Source organism: Trinickia acidisoli (assembly GCF_017315725.1).
Taxonomy (GTDB): Bacteria; Pseudomonadota; Gammaproteobacteria; order Burkholderiales; family Burkholderiaceae; genus Trinickia; species Trinickia acidisoli.
Genome location: NZ_JAFLRG010000001.1, coordinates 2,544,461 through 2,562,957 on the forward strand (window position 1 = coordinate 2,544,461; position 18,497 = coordinate 2,562,957).

The 18,497-nt window shown below is 63.8% G+C and carries 17 protein-coding genes; 7 read left to right on the forward strand and 10 right to left on the reverse strand.

Annotated elements, in window-relative coordinates:
* Positions 1-74: 74 nt before the first annotated feature.
* The gene (locus J3485_RS11610) at positions 75-1,337 is read left to right on the forward strand and encodes an HlyD family secretion protein (RefSeq protein WP_206952604.1); all 1,263 of its coding nucleotides are present in this window, start codon (positions 75-77) and stop codon (positions 1,335-1,337) included.
* Between the two features lie 54 nt (positions 1,338-1,391).
* The gene (locus J3485_RS11615; protein WP_206952605.1) at positions 1,392-2,951 is read left to right on the forward strand and encodes a DHA2 family efflux MFS transporter permease subunit; all 1,560 of its coding nucleotides are present in this window, start codon (positions 1,392-1,394) and stop codon (positions 2,949-2,951) included.
* A gap of 114 nt (positions 2,952-3,065) precedes the next feature.
* Here the strand turns inward: J3485_RS11615 and truB are convergent, their stop codons facing one another.
* The 5 genes from truB to rimP all read right to left on the reverse strand — a co-directional run bounded on the left by truB (position 3,066) and on the right by rimP (position 9,546).
* Positions 3,066-4,031 carry a tRNA pseudouridine(55) synthase TruB gene (truB, locus tag J3485_RS11620; protein WP_206952606.1) on the reverse strand — a complete coding sequence of 322 codons (966 nt, stop codon included), beginning with the start codon at positions 4,029-4,031 and terminating at the stop codon, positions 3,066-3,068.
* Positions 4,032-4,054: 23 nt separating this feature from the next.
* Positions 4,055-4,423 (reverse strand): 30S ribosome-binding factor RbfA, encoded by a 369-nt coding sequence (gene rbfA, locus J3485_RS11625; protein ID WP_206952607.1) that lies wholly within the window; start codon positions 4,421-4,423, stop codon positions 4,055-4,057.
* A gap of 157 nt (positions 4,424-4,580) precedes the next feature.
* Positions 4,581-7,520 carry a translation initiation factor IF-2 gene (infB, locus tag J3485_RS11630; protein WP_206952608.1) on the reverse strand — a complete coding sequence of 980 codons (2,940 nt, stop codon included), beginning with the start codon at positions 7,518-7,520 and terminating at the stop codon, positions 4,581-4,583.
* Between the two features lie 95 nt (positions 7,521-7,615).
* The gene (nusA, locus tag J3485_RS11635; protein WP_206952609.1) at positions 7,616-9,091 is read right to left on the reverse strand and encodes a transcription termination factor NusA; all 1,476 of its coding nucleotides are present in this window, start codon (positions 9,089-9,091) and stop codon (positions 7,616-7,618) included.
* Positions 9,088-9,546 carry a ribosome maturation factor RimP gene (gene rimP / locus J3485_RS11640; RefSeq protein ID WP_206952610.1) on the reverse strand — a complete coding sequence of 153 codons (459 nt, stop codon included), beginning with the start codon at positions 9,544-9,546 and terminating at the stop codon, positions 9,088-9,090. The genes nusA and rimP overlap by 4 nt, the downstream gene beginning before the upstream one ends.
* Between rimP and J3485_RS11645 the strand changes: the two genes are divergently transcribed.
* Positions 9,506-9,718: a hypothetical protein gene (locus J3485_RS11645; protein ID WP_206955880.1), complete on the forward strand. Its 213-nt coding sequence runs from the start codon at positions 9,506-9,508 to the stop codon at positions 9,716-9,718. The two genes, rimP and J3485_RS11645, sit on opposite strands and share 41 nt — an antisense overlap.
* 187 nt (positions 9,719-9,905) lie before the next feature.
* Here the strand turns inward: J3485_RS11645 and rluB are convergent, their stop codons facing one another.
* Both rluB and scpB read right to left on the reverse strand, forming a co-directional pair.
* Positions 9,906-11,663 carry a 23S rRNA pseudouridine(2605) synthase RluB gene (rluB, locus tag J3485_RS11650; protein ID WP_206952611.1) on the reverse strand — a complete coding sequence of 586 codons (1,758 nt, stop codon included), beginning with the start codon at positions 11,661-11,663 and terminating at the stop codon, positions 9,906-9,908.
* 59 nt (positions 11,664-11,722) lie between these two features.
* Complete coding sequence (gene scpB, locus J3485_RS11655) at positions 11,723-12,652, reverse strand: SMC-Scp complex subunit ScpB (protein ID WP_206952612.1); 930 nt, start codon at positions 12,650-12,652, stop codon at positions 11,723-11,725.
* Positions 12,653-13,394: 742 nt separating this feature from the next.
* On the opposite strand from scpB, the gene J3485_RS11660 reads away from it, so the two are divergent.
* Positions 13,395-13,793, forward strand: a complete 399-nt coding sequence (locus tag J3485_RS11660; protein WP_206952613.1) for a transposase — start codon at positions 13,395-13,397, stop codon at positions 13,791-13,793.
* Positions 13,794-14,552: 759 nt separating this feature from the next.
* On the opposite strand, the gene J3485_RS11665 is transcribed toward J3485_RS11660, so the two are convergent.
* Positions 14,553-14,864: a hypothetical protein gene (locus J3485_RS11665; protein WP_206952614.1), complete on the reverse strand. Its 312-nt coding sequence runs from the start codon at positions 14,862-14,864 to the stop codon at positions 14,553-14,555.
* A 247-nt stretch (positions 14,865-15,111) separates the two neighbouring features.
* Here J3485_RS11665 and J3485_RS11670 point away from each other — a divergent pair, with 247 nt between their 5' ends.
* The 3 genes from J3485_RS11670 to J3485_RS11680 all read left to right on the forward strand — a co-directional run bounded on the left by J3485_RS11670 (position 15,112) and on the right by J3485_RS11680 (position 16,699).
* Complete coding sequence (locus J3485_RS11670; protein ID WP_206952615.1) at positions 15,112-15,831, forward strand: YdcF family protein; 720 nt, start codon at positions 15,112-15,114, stop codon at positions 15,829-15,831.
* Positions 15,832-15,985: 154 nt separating this feature from the next.
* Positions 15,986-16,282 carry a hypothetical protein gene (locus J3485_RS11675; RefSeq protein ID WP_206952616.1) on the forward strand — a complete coding sequence of 99 codons (297 nt, stop codon included), beginning with the start codon at positions 15,986-15,988 and terminating at the stop codon, positions 16,280-16,282.
* Positions 16,283-16,441: 159 nt separating this feature from the next.
* On the forward strand, positions 16,442-16,699 hold the full coding sequence (locus tag J3485_RS11680; RefSeq protein ID WP_206952617.1) for a DNA-binding protein: 258 nt from the start codon (positions 16,442-16,444) through the stop codon (positions 16,697-16,699).
* A gap of 168 nt (positions 16,700-16,867) precedes the next feature.
* Here J3485_RS11680 and bamC read toward each other — a convergent pair whose 3' ends face one another.
* Together bamC and J3485_RS11690 are read right to left on the reverse strand one after the other, a co-directional pair.
* A complete protein-coding gene (gene bamC, locus J3485_RS11685) occupies positions 16,868-18,088 on the reverse strand; it encodes an NlpB/DapX family lipoprotein (protein ID WP_206952618.1) in 1,221 nt (406 codons plus the stop codon).
* Between the two features lie 136 nt (positions 18,089-18,224).
* On the reverse strand, positions 18,225-18,464 hold the full coding sequence (locus J3485_RS11690) for a hypothetical protein (RefSeq protein ID WP_206952619.1): 240 nt from the start codon (positions 18,462-18,464) through the stop codon (positions 18,225-18,227).
* Between the last annotated feature and the right edge of the window lie 33 nt (positions 18,465-18,497).

Here is an 18,497-nt window from a genome sequence, read left to right on the forward strand (position 1 = left end):
AACGAACGAATACCCAGCAAGATTCAACGATAGAGCTTCGATAGATCGAGACTCGAGAAACGGAGAGCATTTCCATGAGCGACACTCAACAAACCGCCGCGAGCGCGCAGTCGCAGAACAATAACAGCAGGCGCAAGCGCCTGATGACACTGCTCATCGGCGTCATTCTCATCGCGGCCGTCGCGTACGGCTTGTATTACTTCCTCGACGCGCGTTTCCATGAGGACACCGACGACGCCTACGTCAACGGCAACGTCGTGCAGATCACGCCGCAGGTGACCGGTACGGTCATCGCCGTCAACGCCGACGACACGCAAACCGTCAAGGCCGGCGATCCGCTCGTCGTGCTCGACGGCGCCGACGCGCACGTCTCGCTGCAACAGGCCGAAGCCAATCTTGCGCAAACGGTGCGGCAAGTGCGTGGCCTGTTCGTCAACAACGACGAATACCAAGCGCAAATCGCCCAGCGTCAAGCCGATCTGTCGCGCGCACAAGACGACCTGCGCAGGCGCATGGCCGTCGCACAAACGGGCGCAGTCTCGCAGGAAGAGATCTCGCACGCACGCGATGCTGTCAAGGCCGCGCAGGCCGCGCTCGACGCCGCCGACCAACAACTCGCGTCGAACCGCGCTCTGACGTCGAACACCACGATCGCGACGCACCCGAACGTGCTCGCCGCCGCAGCGAAGGTGCGCGATGCCTACCTGAACAACGCGCGCAACGTGCTGCCCGCGCCCGTCACCGGCTACGTCGCCAAGCGCGCGGTGCAAGTGGGCCAACGCGTCTCGCCGGGCACGCCGCTGATGGCGATCGTCCCGCTCGAATCGGTGTGGGTCGACGCCAACTTCAAGGAAGTACAGCTCAAGCACATGCGCATCGGCCAGCCCGTAGAGTTGACCGCCGACATCTACGGTTCGTCGGTCGTCTATCACGGTAAGGTCGTCGGCTTCTCGGCCGGCACGGGTTCCGCGTTCTCGCTGCTGCCGGCGCAAAACGCAACGGGCAACTGGATCAAGGTCGTGCAACGCCTGCCCGTGCGCGTCGCGCTCGATCCCGCGGAACTGCGTACACATCCGCTGCGCATCGGCCTGTCGATGCAAGTCGACGTCGACATCAAGAACGACACCGGCAGCCAGCTCAGCACCGCGCAGAACACCGTCTATCAGACGAACGTGTTCGACAAGTACGGCGACGAGGCCAATGCGGAGATCGCGCGCATCATCGCCGAAAACGCCGGCGGAAACAGCGGTCTCGCGCAGCAAAAGCAATCGGCCGGCACCCCGCGTGCGCAGGCCGGTCGCGCCACGAAGGTCGCGAGCGGCAGCTCGATGATGTAAGCGGCGCCGCGCCCCATTGACGAAAACTAGGAAGGTTCCGAGGTCACTCGCGTAATGGCTCAGCCCCAAGCCTCTCACCCGCCGCTCAGCGGCGTCCCGCTCGTGATCGGCACGATCGCCGTATCGCTCGCCGTGTTCATGAACGTGCTCGACACATCGATCGCGAACGTGTCGATTCCCACGATTTCGGGCGACCTCGGCGTATCCTCGGATCAGGGCACCTGGGTCATCACGTCGTTCGCCGTCGCCAACGCGATCTCGGTGCCGCTGACCGGCTGGCTCACGGAGCGGCTCGGGCAGGTGCGTCTGTTTCTCGCGTCGATCGTGCTGTTCGTGCTCTCGTCGTGGATGTGCGGGCTCTCGCCGACGCTGCCGTTTCTGCTCTTCTCGCGCGTGATCCAGGGCGCCGTGGCAGGCCCGATGATTCCGCTGTCGCAAACGCTGCTGCTCGCGAGTTATCCGCGCGCGAAAGCGCCGCTGGCGCTGTCGATGTGGTCGATGACGACACTGATCGCGCCCGTCGCCGGGCCGATTCTCGGCGGATGGATCTCCGACAACATCTCGTGGCCGTGGATCTTCTACGTCAACATCCCCGTCGGCATCGTGGCGGCGCTCGCCACCTGGGCCATTTTCCGTACGCGCGATTCCGTCATCAAGAAAGCGCCGATCGATAGGGTCGGCCTCGCGCTGCTCGTGATCTGGGTCGGCTCGCTGCAAGTGATGCTCGACAAGGGCAAGGACCTCGATTGGTTCTCGTCCGCGACGGTCGTCGCGCTCGCGCTCACGGCCCTCATCGGGTTCGCGTTCTTCGTCGTATGGGAATTGACCGCCGATCACCCCGTCGTCGATTTATCGCTGTTCAAGAAGCGCAACTTCACGGGGGGCACCGTCGCGCTGTCCATCGGCTACGGGCTCTACTTCGGCAATCTCGTGCTGCTGCCGCTTTGGCTGCAAACCGACATCGGCTACACGGCAACCGACGCGGGGCTCGTCATGGCGCCCGTCGGCGTGTTTGCGATTCTGCTCTCGCCCGTCACAGGTAAATTTCTGCCGCGCACGGACCCGCGCAAGATCGCCACGGCCGCGTTCGTCGTGTTCGCGCTGTGCTTCTGGATGCGCTCACGCTATACGACAGGCGTCGATACCTGGTCGCTCGCGCTGCCGACGCTCGTGCAGGGGATCGCGATGGCGGGATTCTTCATCCCGCTCGTCTCGATCACGTTGTCCGGCTTGCCCGGCCATCGGATCGCCGCGGCATCGGGGCTCTCGAACTTCGTGCGGATCATGTGCGGCGGCATTGGCACGTCGATCTTCACCACGGCATGGGATCACCGCACGAGCTTTCACCATGCACAGTTGACCGAGCGCGCCAGCGCGTTCGATCCGACCTTTGGTCAATCGATGTCGCAACTCGGTTCGCTCGGCCTCGATCCCTCGCAGGGCTATGGGATGTTCGATCGACTCGTGACGCAGCAAGCAGCGCAACTCGGCGTGAACGACCTGTTTTATATCTCGTCGGTCATCTTCCTCGTGCTGATCGCGCTGATCTGGATCACGCGGCCCGAACGCAGCGGCGGCGGCGATTCGAGCGCCGCGGCGTCGGCGGCGCACTAGCGGCGCGCGCTACCGCCTACCTCGCATATGCAAACGCCCGGTCTGCCGGGCGTTTGTTCATCTTCGCGTCGATCCGATCGCGAATTGCGGATCGTGGATCGCCGGTCTGCCGGGCTAGGTCGGCGACGGCGCGGTCACGATCAGCCGCTCGGGTGCGAGCACGCCGTTCGCCGCTCTCGCCACACCGAGCAGCGCACCGTCTTCATCGCGGTACACACGCACTCGCGTCTCCGCGGTCGTGTTTTGGTCCGCCGACTCCAACGCCGGCGCGGGCGGCAAATCCGCCAAGCGCAACCGTTGGCCGTGCAAAAAACGCTGCGCTTGCGCAGGACCGAGACGCACTACCGGGAACGTCGAGAGCAGCGCATCGATCGGCCGCAAACATGCATCGCGCGCGGCGCCGTCCATCTGCTCGAGCGCCTCGAGCGTCACGGCATGATCGAGCGTCAGCGCCCCGACCCCCGTGCGCCTCAAGGCGACGAGATGCGCCCCGCAGCCGAGCACCGCACCGATGTCCTCGGCCAGCGTCCGTACATAGGTGCCCTTGCTGCAGGTGACGCGAAACGTCACGTCGGGCAATGCGGCATGCAGCAAGTCGAGCGCGTGGATCGTCACCGCGCGCGCCGCGCGTTCGACGACCTGGCCCGCCCGCGCGTACTCATACAGCGGCTTGCCGTCGCGCTTGAGCGCCGAATGCATCGGCGGCACTTGCGAAATCGGTCCGCGAAATCGCGCGAGCGCCGCCTCGATCTCAGGCATGCCGGCTTCGACCCGGCGCGTTTCCAGCACTTCGCCCTCGGCATCACCCGTGCTCGTGCGCGCACCTAAACGCATCGTCGCTTCGTAGGTCTTATCGGCTTCGAGCAAGTCTTGCGAAAACTTCGTCGCCTCACCGAAGCAAAGCGGCAGCAAGCCCGACGCGAGCGGATCGAGCGTACCGGTATGGCCCGCCTTCTGGGCAAGCAACAGCCGCTTGGCGCGGACTAGCGCATCGTTGCTCGACAATCCGATGCCCTTGTCGAGCAGCAAAACGCCGTCGAGCGCGCGACGCGGCACGCGCGGACGTTGGGGTTGTTTCATTGGCCTGTCTCGCGCGAGCGTGTTCAATCGTCCTTCGCGCGCGTGGCGTTCGCTTCGTCGATCAGACGCGACATCTCGACGGCTTTCTCGATCGTCTTGTCGTAGTGGAAATGCAGCGTGGGCACCGTATGGATGTGCAAGCGCTTGAACAGCAGATTGTGCAAATGCCCGGCCGCATGATTGAGCGCGGTTTGGGTAGCCTGCGCATCGCCAGTCAGCGTCGTGAAGTAGACCTTCGCATGCGCGTAGTCGGGCGTGAGCTCTACGCTTTGGATCGTGACGAGCCCGATGCGCGGGTCTTTGACCTCGCGTGCGATGAGTTCGGACAGATCGCGTTGAATTTGATCGGCGATCTGAACGTTGCGATTGGGAGACGTGCGTTTCTTCGGCATGATGAACCCGCTTAGCGGTTAGGGCGCGCGAGCGCGCGGCCCGGCGAGGGCACGACGCGAGTGAAGGCCAACCGGCCCGCGCGCCGATGCGCCGCCATAAAAACAACGGGGCGGAGGAGGCTTACCGCCTGCTCCGCCCCGAGCCGCGCGCTTGCGATCAGAGCGTACGCGCGACTTCCGTGACTTCGAACACCTCGAACTGATCGCCTTCGACGATATCGTTGAAGTTCTTGATCGACATCCCGCACTCGAAGCCTTGCTTCACTTCCTTCACGTCGTCCTTGAAGCGCTTGAGCGAATCGAGTTCGCCCTGGAAGATGACGACGTTGTTGCGCAGCACACGCACCGACGACGAACGCTTGACGATGCCGTCCGTGACCATACAGCCGGCCACCGCGCCGATCTTCGGTACCTTGAAGACTTGACGCACCTCGACCATGCCCGTGATGACTTCGCGCTTTTCGGGCGCGAGCATGCCCGACATCGCTGCCTTCACCTCATCCACGGCGTCGTAGATGATGTTGTAGTAGCGGATATCGATACCGTTCGTCTCGGCCAACTTGCGGGCCTGTGCATCGGCACGCGTGTTGAAGCCGATGATGACCGCCTTCGACGCCGTCGCGAGGTTGACGTCCGATTCGCTGATGCCGCCGACGGCGCCATGCACGATCTGCACGCGCACTTCGTCGGTCGACAGTTTCTGCAACGACTGCACGAGCGCTTCTTGCGAGCCTTGCACGTCGGCCTTGACGATGAGCGGTAGCGTTTGCACTTCGCCTTCGCCCATCTGCTCGAGCATGCTTTCGAGCTTGGCGGCCTGCTGCTTCGCGAGCTTGACGTCGCGGAACTTGCCTTGACGGAACATCGCGATTTCGCGTGCCTTGCGCTCGTCGGGCAGCACCATCACTTCCTCGCCCGCGGCCGGCACTTCCGACAAACCTTGAATCTCGACCGGAATCGACGGGCCGGCCTCCTTCGTGGCCTTGCCCGTTTCGTCGAGCATCGCTCGCACGCGGCCGTAGGCGCTGCCCGCGAGCACGACGTCGCCGCGCGAAAGCGTACCCGACTGGACGAGCACGGTCGCAACCGGGCCCTTACCCTTGTCGAGCTTCGCTTCGATGACGAGACCCTTGGCCGGCGCCGCCACCGGTGCCGTCAACTCGAGCACTTCGGCTTGCAGCAGCAGATTCTCGAGCAGATCGTCGATGCCCGCGCCCGTTTTCGCCGAGACCGGGACGAACGGCGAATCGCCGCCGTATTCTTCCGGCACGACGCCTTCGGTGACGAGCTCTTGCTTGACGCGATCGGGGTTCGCCTCGGGCTTGTCGATCTTGTTGATCGCGACGACGATCGGCACGCCGCCGGCCTTCGCGTGAGCGATTGCTTCCTTCGTCTGCGGCATCACGCCGTCGTCGGCCGCCACCACGAGAATGACGATGTCGGTCGCCTTCGCACCGCGCGCCCGCATCGCCGTGAACGCCTCGTGACCCGGCGTATCGAGGAACGTGATGACCCCACGCGGCGTTTCGACGTGATAGGCGCCGATGTGCTGCGTAATGCCGCCCGCCTCGCCCGCCGCCACCTTCGCGCGGCGAATGTAGTCGAGCAGCGACGTCTTGCCGTGGTCGACGTGGCCCATGACCGTGACGACCGGCGGACGCGGCAGTTGCTCGGCGTCGGTCGCTTCGCCTTCGACGAGCAGCGCTTCAGGATCGTCGAGCTTGGCCGCAACCGCATGGTGGCCGAGCTCCTCGACGATGATCATCGCCGTTTCCTGATCGAGCATCTGGTTGATCGTGACCATCTGGCCGAGCTTCATCATCACCTTGATGGCTTCCGACGCCTTCACGGACATCTTGTGGGCGAGGTCGGCCACGGTGATCGTCTCGGGCACGTGCACTTCGCGCACGATCGGCTCGGTGGGCGCTTGGAACGACGTGGCCGCATCCTGATGCTTGCCGCGGCCCTTCGGACCGCCGCGCCAGCCGCGGTCGACGCCGCCGCTCGAATCGCCGCGCGTCTTGATACCGCGACGCTTCGCGGCGTCGTCCTGCCAGCCGCCCTTGCCGCCTTGCTTCTTTTTGTCCGCACCGGGCGCCGCCGCGGGCTGCGCCGTCGTGGAAGGTGCCGCCGCGCCTGCGGCCGGCTTGCGTGCCGCCGCGGGGCGCGGTGCCGCGCCTTCCGGACGCACCGGCTTGTGCAGCGTACCCTTCGCCTCGGCCGCCTTGGCAGCTTCGACCGGCTTCGCGACGGGCGCCGGCTCCGGCGCCTTCACCTGCGCCTTGCGCGGCGTGTTCATCATTTCGCGGATAGCGCGCGCCTCGGCCTCGGCCGCTTCGCGGCGCTTGCGAATTTCTTCCTGCTCGGCGCGTGCCTTCTCGGCAGCCTCACGAGCCGCATCCTCGGCCTTCTTGGCCGCTTCCCGCTGTGCGGCGCGCTCGGCTGCGGCGCGCTCGTCCTCGGCAGCGTTGCGCTCGGCCTGCTCGCGAGCCACGGCCTCGGCATTCGTCTTTGCCGCCTCGGCGTGCGTCTTTGCAGCGGCTGCCTCGGCATGCGTCTTCGCAGCCTCTTCCTCGGCGCGGCGACGTTCGGCCTCAGCGGCCTTCTCACGCGCCTGGCGCTCGAGTTCCTCGCGCTCGAGCCGCTCTTGGCGCTCGCGCAACTCCTGCGCTTGTTGCTCGAGCAACTCCGCCTCGCGGCGCGCTTCTTCCTCGCGACGCTGCAACTCGATGCTCTCGTCGACGTCGGCCGCTTGGTCTGCTGCAGCCTCGGCCGTAGCGGCCCCGTCGCTCGTCTCGTCGCGTTTCACGAACACACGTTTCTTGCGCACTTCGACCTGAATGGTGCGAGCCTTGCCCGTCGCGTCGGATTGCTTGATCTCCGACGTGTGCCGGCGAGTCAGCGTGATCTTGCGCTTGTCGGTATCGGACGAGCCGTGCGACTTGCGCAAATGATCGAGCAGGCGCGCCTTGTCCGTTTCGGACAAAGCATCGTCCTCGCTCGCTTTCTGGACACCCGCCGCCTGGAGCTGCTCGAGCAGCACCCCGGCCGGCATTTTCAGTTCCGCGGCAAATTGGGCTACGTTGTTACTCGCCATTCATTCCTCTTAGTGCAAGGACCGATTCCTTGCGGTTAGCATCGGGTCGTGCGATCGTCCGATCGCTGTGGGGTCAGTGCGCCATGGTCATTCACTCACTGGAACCAGTGTTCACGTGCTTTCATGATCAACGCCTTCGCGGCTTCCTCTTGCATTGCGGTCATTTCGACCAATTCATCGACGGCCAACTCAGCCAGCTCGTCGCGTGTCTGGATCTGATGTTCAGCGAGCTTCGCCAGCAGATCGGCATCCATCCCTTCCAGGCTCTTAAGATCGAGGGCGATGCCCTCGACCTTCTCCTCGTTCGCGATCGCCATCGTCAGCAACGCGTCGCGCGAACGGTTGCGCAGTTCGTGAACGGTATCTTCGTCGAACGCTTCGATTTCGAGCATTTCGTTGAGCGGCACGTAGGCGATCTCTTCGAGGCTCGTGAAACCTTCGTCGATGAGGATGTCGGCAACTTCCTCGTCGACGTCGAGCCGCGCCATGAACAGATCGCGCAGAACGCCGCGCTCCTGATTCTGCTTCTGCGCCGACTCGTCGGGCGTCATGATGTTGATCTGCCAGCCGGTCAGTTCGCCGGCGAGGCGCACGTTCTGGCCGCTGCGGCCGATGGCGACCGCGAGTTCGCTTTCGTCCACGACGACGTCCATCGAGTGCTTCTCTTCATCGACGACGATCGATTGGACCGCAGCCGGGGCGAGCGCGCCGATCACGAACTGGGCGGGGTCTTCGGACCACAGCACGATGTCGACGTTCTCGCCGCCAAGCTCGTTGCGAACGGCCTGAACGCGCGAGCCGCGAATGCCGACGCAGGTGCCGATCGGATCGATTCGCTTGTCGTAGGCCACCACGCCGATTTTCGCGCGCACGCCGGGGTCGCGCGCCGCCGCCTTGATCTCGAGCAGGCCTTGCTCGATCTCGGGCACTTCCATCTCGAACAGCTTCATCAGAAACTCGGGCGCCGTGCGCGAGAGCTCGATCTGCGGGCCGCGCGCGGTGCGATCGACCTTGGCGATATACGCACGCACACGGTCGCCCACGCGCAGGTTTTCCTTCGGAATGAGCTGATCCCGGCGCAACAGCGCTTCGACGCGTCCCGATTCGACGATGAAGTTGCCCTTGTCCAGACGCTTGACCGTGCCGGTCATGATCTTTTCGCCGCGCTCGAGAAAATCGTTGAGGATTTGCTCGCGTTCGGCATCGCGCACCTTCTGCAAGATGACTTGCTTGGCGGCCTGCGCGCCGATGCGGCCGAATTCGATCGACGGAATCGGCTCTTCGATATGTTCGTCGATTTCGATCTCGGGCTTTTGCTCGCGCGCTTCGAACAGCAGGATTTCCTGATCAGGCTCTTGCAGGCCGGCTTCGTCCGGTACGACTCGCCAACGGCGATATGTTTCGTGTTCACCCGATTCGCGATCGATATGCACGCGAATGTCCACGTCTTCTTCGAAGAGCTTCTTGGTGGCCGAAGCAAGAGCGGCTTCGAGCGCAGCGAACACCACATCTTTATTGACGTTCTTTTCGCGCGCTAGTGCATCGACCAGCATCAGTACTTCGCGACTCATTGTTTACGGCTCCTAAAGTCAACGTGCGGGACCAGGCGTGCGCGGTCCATGTCCGCGAGCGTGAAATCGAGCATCGCGGCGCCTTCTTTTCCTTCAATTTCCAAACCAAGCGTCTCGCCGTTCGGTGCATGCAGGATGCCCCGGTACGTCTTGCGTCCGTTCAGCGGTTTTTTCAATGTCACGACGGCCTCGCTGCCCGCGAAGCGCAAGAAATCCGCCAACTTCTTCAGCGGACGATCAAGCCCCGGCGACGATACTTCGAGCCGTTCGTAGTCGATGTTCTCAACCGTCAGAACGTGCTGGAGCTGACGCGTGACTTTTTCGCAATCCTCGATCGCGATGCCGGCGGGCTGGTCGATATACACGCACAGCATGCCGCGCCCGGTTCGCTCGAGGTCCACGAGCTCGTAACCCATGCCCGAGACCGTGGTTTCTATCAGTTCCGTCAGTTGCACATTGCCCTCTAAGGTGTTCGCGCATGCGCACGAGCACCTCCGGGGCCGCGCGCCGCGCCATGCCGACGCGCGAAAAGGAGCGCTACCCGAGATGCAGAACCGTTACCGCCAAAAAAAAATGGGCTTCACGCCCATCATCTTCTTACCGGTGGTCGCACCTGAGCCGCACTAAAAAGCCGCACGCCCAGCGACTTTGTGAGTTTAGCATTTTTCACGGCGCGTTGCAAAGCTGCCCGCCGCGTGTGAGGCTCCCCGCAACGGAGCCTCACACGCGGCGGGCGAGCGCAATGCAATTGGCCGGGCACTCGCGCGAAGACGCGCCGGCCCATGCAAGCCCACGCAGTCCCTGCGCGCCCGTATCAACGACCGCGCGAACGACCGCGCGCAGCCGGGCCCTGGCCGCCGCTGCGATTGCCACCGCCCGCACGGTTGCCGCCCGGCCCGCGGTTGCTGCCCGGTCCGCGATTGCCGGCCGGATTACCGGCCGCATTGCCGCCGCCGAACGCACGCTTGCCCGCACCGCCCGACGTCGGTGCGCGATTGCCGTCGACGTCGCCGCGCGGCTGCCGCCCCTTCTGACCGCCGCCGCTACGATTACCGTAGCCGCTACCGCCTGTACTGTCGCCGAAACCGCCCGTGCCCGCCCCGAACCCGCCCGGGCCACGCCGGCCGCCGCCGCGTCCGGGCTGATCGAAGCGCCCGTGCGCGGTCAGCACCGGCTCGCGATTGATAAAGCCCATCGACGTCTGCATTGGATCGGGTTGACGACGCTCGGGGCTCGGGCGGCGACCGCCCTTTTCCTCGGTGGGCGCTTTGAGGCCGACAGCCGCCATCAGGCTGCGCACCTGGTTTTCCTCGAGCTCTTCCCAGCGGCCGCGGTGCAAACCGCGCGGCAGCGAGATCGGGCCGTGGCGCGTACGGATGAGCCGGCTGACCATGAGGCCGACGGCCTCGAACATGCGCCGCACCTCGCGGTTCCGCCCCTCGGCGAGCGCAACGTGATACCAGTGATTGGTACCCTCGCCGCCGCCATCGCGGATACGCAGGAAGTTCGCGGGACCATCGTCGAGCTCGACGCCGTGCAACAGCTTTTGCCGTGAGCCTTCCGTCAATTCGCCCACCACACGCACCGCGTACTCTCGCTCGACGCTGTAGCGCGGGTGCATGAATCGATTGGCCAAGTCGCCCGAGGTCGTCAACATGAGCAGACCCTCGGTATTGAAGTCGAGCCGGCCGACGGCCAGCCATTTCGCCGTTTTCATCGGCGGCAGCTTGTCGAAGACGGACGGCCGCCCCTCCGGATCGGCATGACTGACGATCTCGCCGGTCGGCTTGTGATAGAGCAGCACGCGCGGCGGCTTCGTTTGCACTCGGCGCTTGACGGGCTTGCCGTTGATGCGCACCTGATCGGTCGGCATGATCCGCTGGCCGATGTGCGCAGGCTCGCCGTTGACCGAGACGCGGCCCGCCACGATGAGCTCCTCCATCTCGCGCCGCGAGCCCATTCCGGCTTCGGCCAGCACCTTGTGCAGCTTGGGCGCATCGTCGTCCGGCGCGAGCACGCGCTTTTGCGGCGCCGGACGGCCACGCCGCAGCATCGGCGCACGCACGCCACCCTCGGTACTGTTGTCCGCATCGAACGCAGGCGAAGTCACGTAAGAGAACAAGTCGTCCTGTGCGCCCGGTGCGGGTTCGCCGCGCTTGCTCTGCTTGGGCTTATCCTGCGCCGCCGCTTGGCCGCCCGTCTCGTCCCGACGGTTGGCCGTTTGTTGCCGGCCGCCCTTTTGCGCGCCCTTGCGCGGCGCACGCGCCGGTGCGGGCGCAGTGGCGTCCGCAGGCGCGGTAGCCGACGGCTCGACGTCGGCATCGTCCGGCGCGCGTTCGCCCTGCGCTTGCGCGCCGGCTTCGCTTTTGGTCTTGGCCGCGGCGCGCCGCCGCGCGATCAAGCTGCGCGGACCGCGCCGCAAGCCGCGGCGGGGACGCTCTTGATCGCCCGCTTCCGCGGCATGAGCGCCATGTTCGGATTCGCCCGCCTGCGCAGCTTGCGCCTCGTCGCGGCCCGCGGCGTCTACGGCATGCCCGGATGCGGACAAATCGGTATCGTGGGTATTCGTCAAAACAACCTCAGATGTCAATCGCGTACACCCGTTGCAGGTGCAGCGTGCGTTCGGTTTCGTCAGGCACTTCGCGACGCGGGTTCGTCGTCCGTCAACGCCCCCGTGTCGTCGGCCAATTCTTCGCGAGCCGGTGCGCGCTCAGACACCGCGTCCGTCGACTGCGAATCGACGGTGGGTGAAGCGCCTTCTTGCGCGCGCCGTTGCGGCTCGATGCCGGTCTCGTTCGAAATGGCGTCTCGCGAGCCGCGACCTTCGTCTCGGCTGCCGTTTGCGGCGTGTACCGTGCCGCCGTCGTCAACGATGCGCTCAGCATCGAGCAAGTCATCGGCCCGCTCGCCGTCCATCGCATCGTGCGCGCCTTCGTCGTCGGCATCGACCCGCGCCATCTCGGCCTCGCCCGCCGCGGCTTCGGCCAGCGCCGCATCCTCGGGAAACTCGATCGCATGCTGAGCGAGCAGATCGACCGCGCTCTGCGTCGTCGGATCGGCTAGCGGCGGCAATTCGTCGAGCGCCTTCAGCCCGAGATCGTCAAGGAACTGCTTGGTCGTCGCATAAAGCGCGGGGCGACCCGGCACATCGCGATGCCCGATCACTTCGATCCAGTTGCGGTCCTCGAGCTGCTTGATCACTTGCGTGTTGACGGTGACGCCGCGGATCTCTTCGATATCGCCGCGCGTGACCGGTTGCCGGTACGCGATGATCGCCAATGTCTCGAGTACGGCGCGCGAATACTTCGGTGGCTTTTCCGGGTGCAAGCGATCGAGATAGCTGCGCATCGCCGGCTTGCTTTGAAAGCGCCAGCCGGTCGCGAGCCCGACGAGCTCGACGCCCCGCCCGGACCATTCTTTTCTCAAATCCTCAAGTAACGCACGGACTGTATCCGCCGTAACGGCATCGGCGAAAAGCTTACGCAGGTCACCGACCTTGAGCGGTTCCTGCGCGCAAATCAAAGCAGTCTCGAGGACGATCTTCGCCTCTTGGGTATTCATGCAGCTAGGTCAGACCCTGTGGTCAACGAACCGGATCAAACAGACGATATGGAACTGAAAGACGCGCTCGCCCGATTTTGATCGGTCATATTGATGGGAGCACGGACCGGGGGGTGGCGAATCGAGCAGCGCTCGAGCCAAATCCAGCCGGACAAAGCGGCGGTTTTCCGGAGAAGGCGCCGCGTGACTGAACGCCATCTTACGCAAAAAGCCGGAGAGCGTAAACAACGAATGAAGCCGCGCACCGTGGCGTCGAGCGCACTGCCGCCCAAATATTGAACCGTCTCGCCGGGGCTCGGACCGATAGACGGAACGAGCTGTCTTGCTGCAATCGCAAAACAAACCGCATAAGTCGCATGCACCTGTCACAAGTGAGCCGGGCGTATTCGCGAGCGCGTATTCGCAGCTCATTTATCGCATTGCAATAACCGAGCGCAAGCGCACTTCCGAAGCGCGGCCCTGCACTAGATTGGTGATTGCCCTGATTTCCGGCCCCGTCGTTTTGGCGTCTTATACGCCCCTAGCTGACGTCCCCGCAACCCCGTTATGACGGGGCTTCCAGGCATTCGCCACCGGCATGGCACGCTTAATGCACGGCCTGGCGCGCTGCGGTGGGCGCGTCGCTCGATGTTCGACATCGTTCGCGGCGCCCTCCGCCTCGCTCGACACCCCATGAGGGTGTCTGCAGAGTGCGCGGCACGGGGCAGCGCACCGGGGTCAGTTTCGCTGAGGGTGAGGACATATGGTGTTCGACGATTTGAGAGATAACGAATGGGCGCTGGTCGAAGCTCTGTTCTGTGCCGAGCCTGCGCGCAGCGAACGGCGTGGACGTCCGCGCGTCGAAGCGCGTGCGGTCGTCAATGCCGTTCTTTGGGTGTTGTCGACAGGTGAGGGATGGTCGAAGTTGCCGGGCCGCTACCCGTCGCCGCCGACGTGCCGGCGCCGCTTCGACGAATGGCAGGCCGACGGCACGCTCGTTGAAATCGTCAAGCGGCTGGGCACCTGCGGCCGCCAGATCTCGCTGCGTGGGCGCATCGGCACGACCGCGGTCAAGCCGCCCGCACCGCGTACTTCGGACCGCTTGATCGGCGCCTTCTGGACAACCCCTGAATCGTGGCGCGCGCCGGCCAAAGTGGCTTGACCGCTAGAGCATCGAACGACGAGACGACACCGCGCGATTGCTTCTGACGGACGCGCGGTTCGTCGAATACACCACCCCGATGCGCGAGCCGCGCACCCTTGCATCGGCGGCAGCGTCAAATACAGGCCATCGCGCCTGCCCCTGCGTTTCGCACTGCACGGCAACGTTGCGGCCGAGCGCTTCCGAAACATCCATTTACTAATATTTACAGCAGCCTTTCATTCACACGCCTATCGTGTCTTCATGCGGACACGCCTCCGGCATCCGTGCCGGACCTCGATAATGAAGGCAGCGATTCACACAGCGAGTTTGCTCGTGTGCGGCGCCGTCGCGGCGCATACCGCGCTCGCCCACGCTCAGCCTCCTCGCCCCCCTCCCCCCAACCCGCCGGCGTTCTCCGCGGGGTGGCGTACTGCTGCACCCGCAAATCCACCTGCCGCCGCATCGGCCCCGCGTGGAAACCTGCGCGGTGACATCGAAAGCAATGCGCGCTGGAACGATAACGGCACCCGCCCACGCTCGCCCCCACGGCGCTGAGTCGCTCGCTTCACGCCACGCATGCAATTTGAATTGAATCGAAGGGAACCACTAGCGGTTCGGCATAGTCGGAGTGAATGCCATGAGCACAGCGTGGCAGCAGAAATATCCGGTACCCGTATCCTCGCGATACGGGTTTTTTTTGGGGCTATTCGCGGTGGCGGAATGGATGCAGTAGCCTGCGACGCCACAAATGAGCGCTACCTACGCTACCTAAGCTACCTACTGCCGCAGTTCGATCGCGGCGGCAGCTTCGCTCGGGGCGTACTCGCTCGCTCGCGCGTCCACCCAGGTCAGCGCACGTTCTTCACGGGCAAGGCGATTGAATTCGGCGCGCCCTTTCTCGGTCAGGACAGCAATATCGACAGGCGCATGAAAGCCCGCACCGGGCGCAACCGTCCGCTGACGCACGGTTTCCATCAAACCGAGCCGTCGCAGATATTCGAACACTCCAGGACGCTTGGCCCATGGAACCTGACGATATTGCACTCGCCTAAGCGCTTCGAGCACCGCTTCGTTGGAATACGTGGTCATCTCGATTCTTTCTTAAAGTGCGGCCGCCGCCACGCGTGACGACGTTTGCCTTGCGGCGACCGGTACAGATGAGCGCCGGCCGCTGCGCCGGGGCGGCGGCCGGGTGTACCGGTGCCGTCAAATTATACGTACTGCCTATAATCGGGCCCTTTGCCGCGCATTGGAATGCGCGATTGCCCGTGGTCCATTCAGTGCATCGCCGCTGTGTGCGACGCGATCCCCGAAACCATACGTTACCCTATCTCAATTGATCATATTCACTTTATTCGCGCTTTTTTCGGCGATTTTCGTGCTGTGGCGCCGTGCGCGGAAGGCGATCGCCGTCGCGGCGCTCGTCGTGTTTTGGCTCCTGTCGTCCGGTTGGCTGACCGCTCCGTTACTCGCCGCCGTGCAGCACGACGCCTTGCATTCCCCGCCCCCTCGGTTCGGCCGGCGCACGGTCATTGTCATGCTCGGCGGCGGTACGAGATACGATCGCCACGGCGCGCTCGTGCCCAAGCGCGATGTGTTGCCGCGCATTGCAACGACGGCGTCGCTGTATGCGCAATGCAAGCAGCAGGCGCAGTACTGCGAAGTCATCGTGAGCGGCGGCAACCCGCAGCGACATATCGCCTCCGAAGCGGATACCTACGCGCCTTATCTGCTCGGAGCGCATGTCGCGCGCGACGATCTCGTTCTCGAAAACACGAGCCGTACGACCTATGAAAATGCCGAGCACGTCGCACGTATTTTGCGCAGGGAACATTACGATTCGTTGATGCTCGTGACGTCGGCGTACCATATGCCGCGCGCACTGATGGATTTCCGCCGATTCGCGCTTGCGCCGGACCCGGTTGCGTCGAGCGGCCGAGTCGCTCGACGCGGCTGGTTGCCGCGCTGGTCGAATCTCGTGGCCGCCAACATCGCACTGCATGAACTGATCGGTATGGTCCAGTTCCACGTCTACCGCGCGTTGGGCTGGTTCTAACCGGAAGTCCCGACATGTAACGAGACGTAACGGAGCGTCGCATTTGCTCCACACGAATCGCGTACTTGGGCTTATGCTGGCTAGAATTTGCAATGTCCAGCCGGACGGGCAGCATCTGGACCACAATCCATCCACTTTTCGCACGGAGGCAATAATGAAGAAAGCGTCCCTGACTGTCTTGTTTTCCCTGTCGCTGCTGGCCGGCGCGGCTTACGCGCAAACCGATGAGGGCGGTGTCATGATGAGCACCGATCCAGCCAAGGCCGCCGACGTCGAACAACGGGCGCAGACGCTGCAGCAGCAACAACAAGAACAACAGCAAATGCCGATGCACGAGCACGAGCACAAGGCCATGAAGCACAAGGCCATGCATCACAAAGCCATGCATCATATGAAACCCATGTCGAAGAAAGACGAAAACGCGGCGCCGGCGAAGGGCGCAAGCCAATAACCGCATCGCTCGAGCGGCGCGCGGCCGCCGGCGCACGACGAGCCGAAACCGGTCCTGCCGGCTTCGGCTTTTTCATTGGCGAAACGCTTAGGCCGGTGTGCTAAAGTCCCGCACCGAAACATTTCGCAACCGCGCGCCCCCTGGTGCGGAGAGGACAGCATGAGCAACATCCAGTTGGATATCGAATGGACCGAAGCGGCATCGCGCAAGATTGAAAAACTGATGCCGCGCGGCTCGCAAGAAGCATTTCTCGCATTGCCGCCTGTCGAATGCCTACCGATGGAAGGCGACGTCCTATTCCTTGGGCCCACCGGCAAACAGCAACCGTTCATCGTCGTCGAACGCCAATACCATCACGACGGCGACGCCGATTGGACCATCGTCTTGATTCTGGACGTACCGCAAGCGGCTCACTGAGCGGCCGATTGTTTTTCGTTCGAAGGGCGCCTCAGCGTCCCTGCATTTTTTCCGACACCGCTTCAACGGCAGTTTGTGCGGCATCGCAAAGCGCACACGCAAGCCAAAAAAGAAACCCGCCGCGGCGGGTTTCTGTGGATGCATCAGGTGCAAGTGTGTCGAACGCGATTAGCGCAATTGATCGACGAGTAACGACATGATCTCCTTTGCCGGTCGCGTACTCTCGACATTGCCCTTGTCGTCGACGACCGAGACGCGCGTTTGGTCTTCGGTCACCGCCTTCACGTTGACCCGGTACTGCTTCGCGACCTTTTCCTTGCGACCGTGGAAGACTTGGCTCCAGAAGCCTTGCTCGTCGGAGCTCTTGTCTTCCGGATCGACATAGCGGATGAAATAAAGGCCTTTGAGGCGATCTTGGTCGTCGACGGTGAAGTTCGAACGATCGAGCGCGATACCCACGCGCGACCACGCCTGATCGTACGACTCGCCCAACGTCAGTTCGGTCGACGTATATTGCGCGCTCGTGCTTCCGCTTTGCGTCGCCGACGATTGCCCGGCAAGCGTGGCGTTACGGGCCGCGATCGCGGCAGCGGCGGCATCGGGCTTGCCAGCCTTGGTTGCCGCGGTAGCGCTCGCCGCAGTGGGCGCCACGTCGGCCACGACCGGGCCGGCCATATCGCCGCGCGCGTCGGCCAGCGCGAGTGCCGCCATCAAGCGCTTCAAGTACTCGAGTTCGAGCGCCGGGTCATTCGGCTTCGCTTCCCATTGGGTCGTATCGTTATTGGTGTCCGCCAGCGCTTCGCGCATGCCCTTTTGGCTGATGAACACGTAAGTGCCGCCGTCGGGCGCCGATTCGAGACGCGTGCGGAACTTGTTGCGCTCGGCCGCAACGTAGGCGTTACCCATCGCCTTCGAGAGCGTATTGCGCAAGATGCCCAGGTTGATTTGCGGGCGCGTTTCGTTCCAGTCGGTCTCGAGCACGTGCTTGTCGCGCTGATCGACGACGAGCAGGAACCCCTGCTCTTGCCAGAAACGGCGGATACGCGGCCACTCCTCATCGGGCGTGCGGTTGTCGATGACGAGCCAGCTTTCCGTGCCGTCACGCTGGATATGCATGCCCTTGACCGGCGGCATCACGGCATTGTCGGGCGGAGCCGCCTTTTGCACCTGTGCCAGCGCCAAGGCGGATGTCTCGCCGCCTTGGGGCGGCAGCGAGCGTTGATCGGCCGCCTCATCGAGGAAATTCGGTGGAACCGCGAGCGAAACCTCCTTCGATTTCGAATCGCTCTTGTAGTCGACCTTGGTGGGCGACGGGGTACTGCAACCGGCAACGAGGCCGCCGGCCAAAACCAAAGCGGCGAACCGCGAAGTAAAACGAAGATCGGTCATGTTCGGGAAATCCTTGCGCTTTCGCCGCCAGTATGTGAATGGAACAGCCGAGCATTTTACCGGGCCCGGCGGGGCATGTGTAAAAACACACCCCACCGCGGTTCGATATTGCTCGTCCAAGCGCGGCCCGGCGACTTCAATGCCCCGGAGAGCCGCCTTGCTCGAGGATGTGTTCCAAGGCTGCGGATTTCGCCGCTTCCTCGGCTTGTTGTGCGGTCGCAAACGGGCCTTTGGCAACATGGACGATCGGCCAATCGGCTTCGTCGCCCGGCTCGCCCGAGATCCGGAAGCGAGCCGCATATCCGCTCGGCGCCGCGGGTACGACCTGAATGTCGACCGAAACGCCTTCCATCTGATGCCGTACGAAGCCATCCATGGCCGCCTCCTCGTCGTTTTCGAACGGACGCAG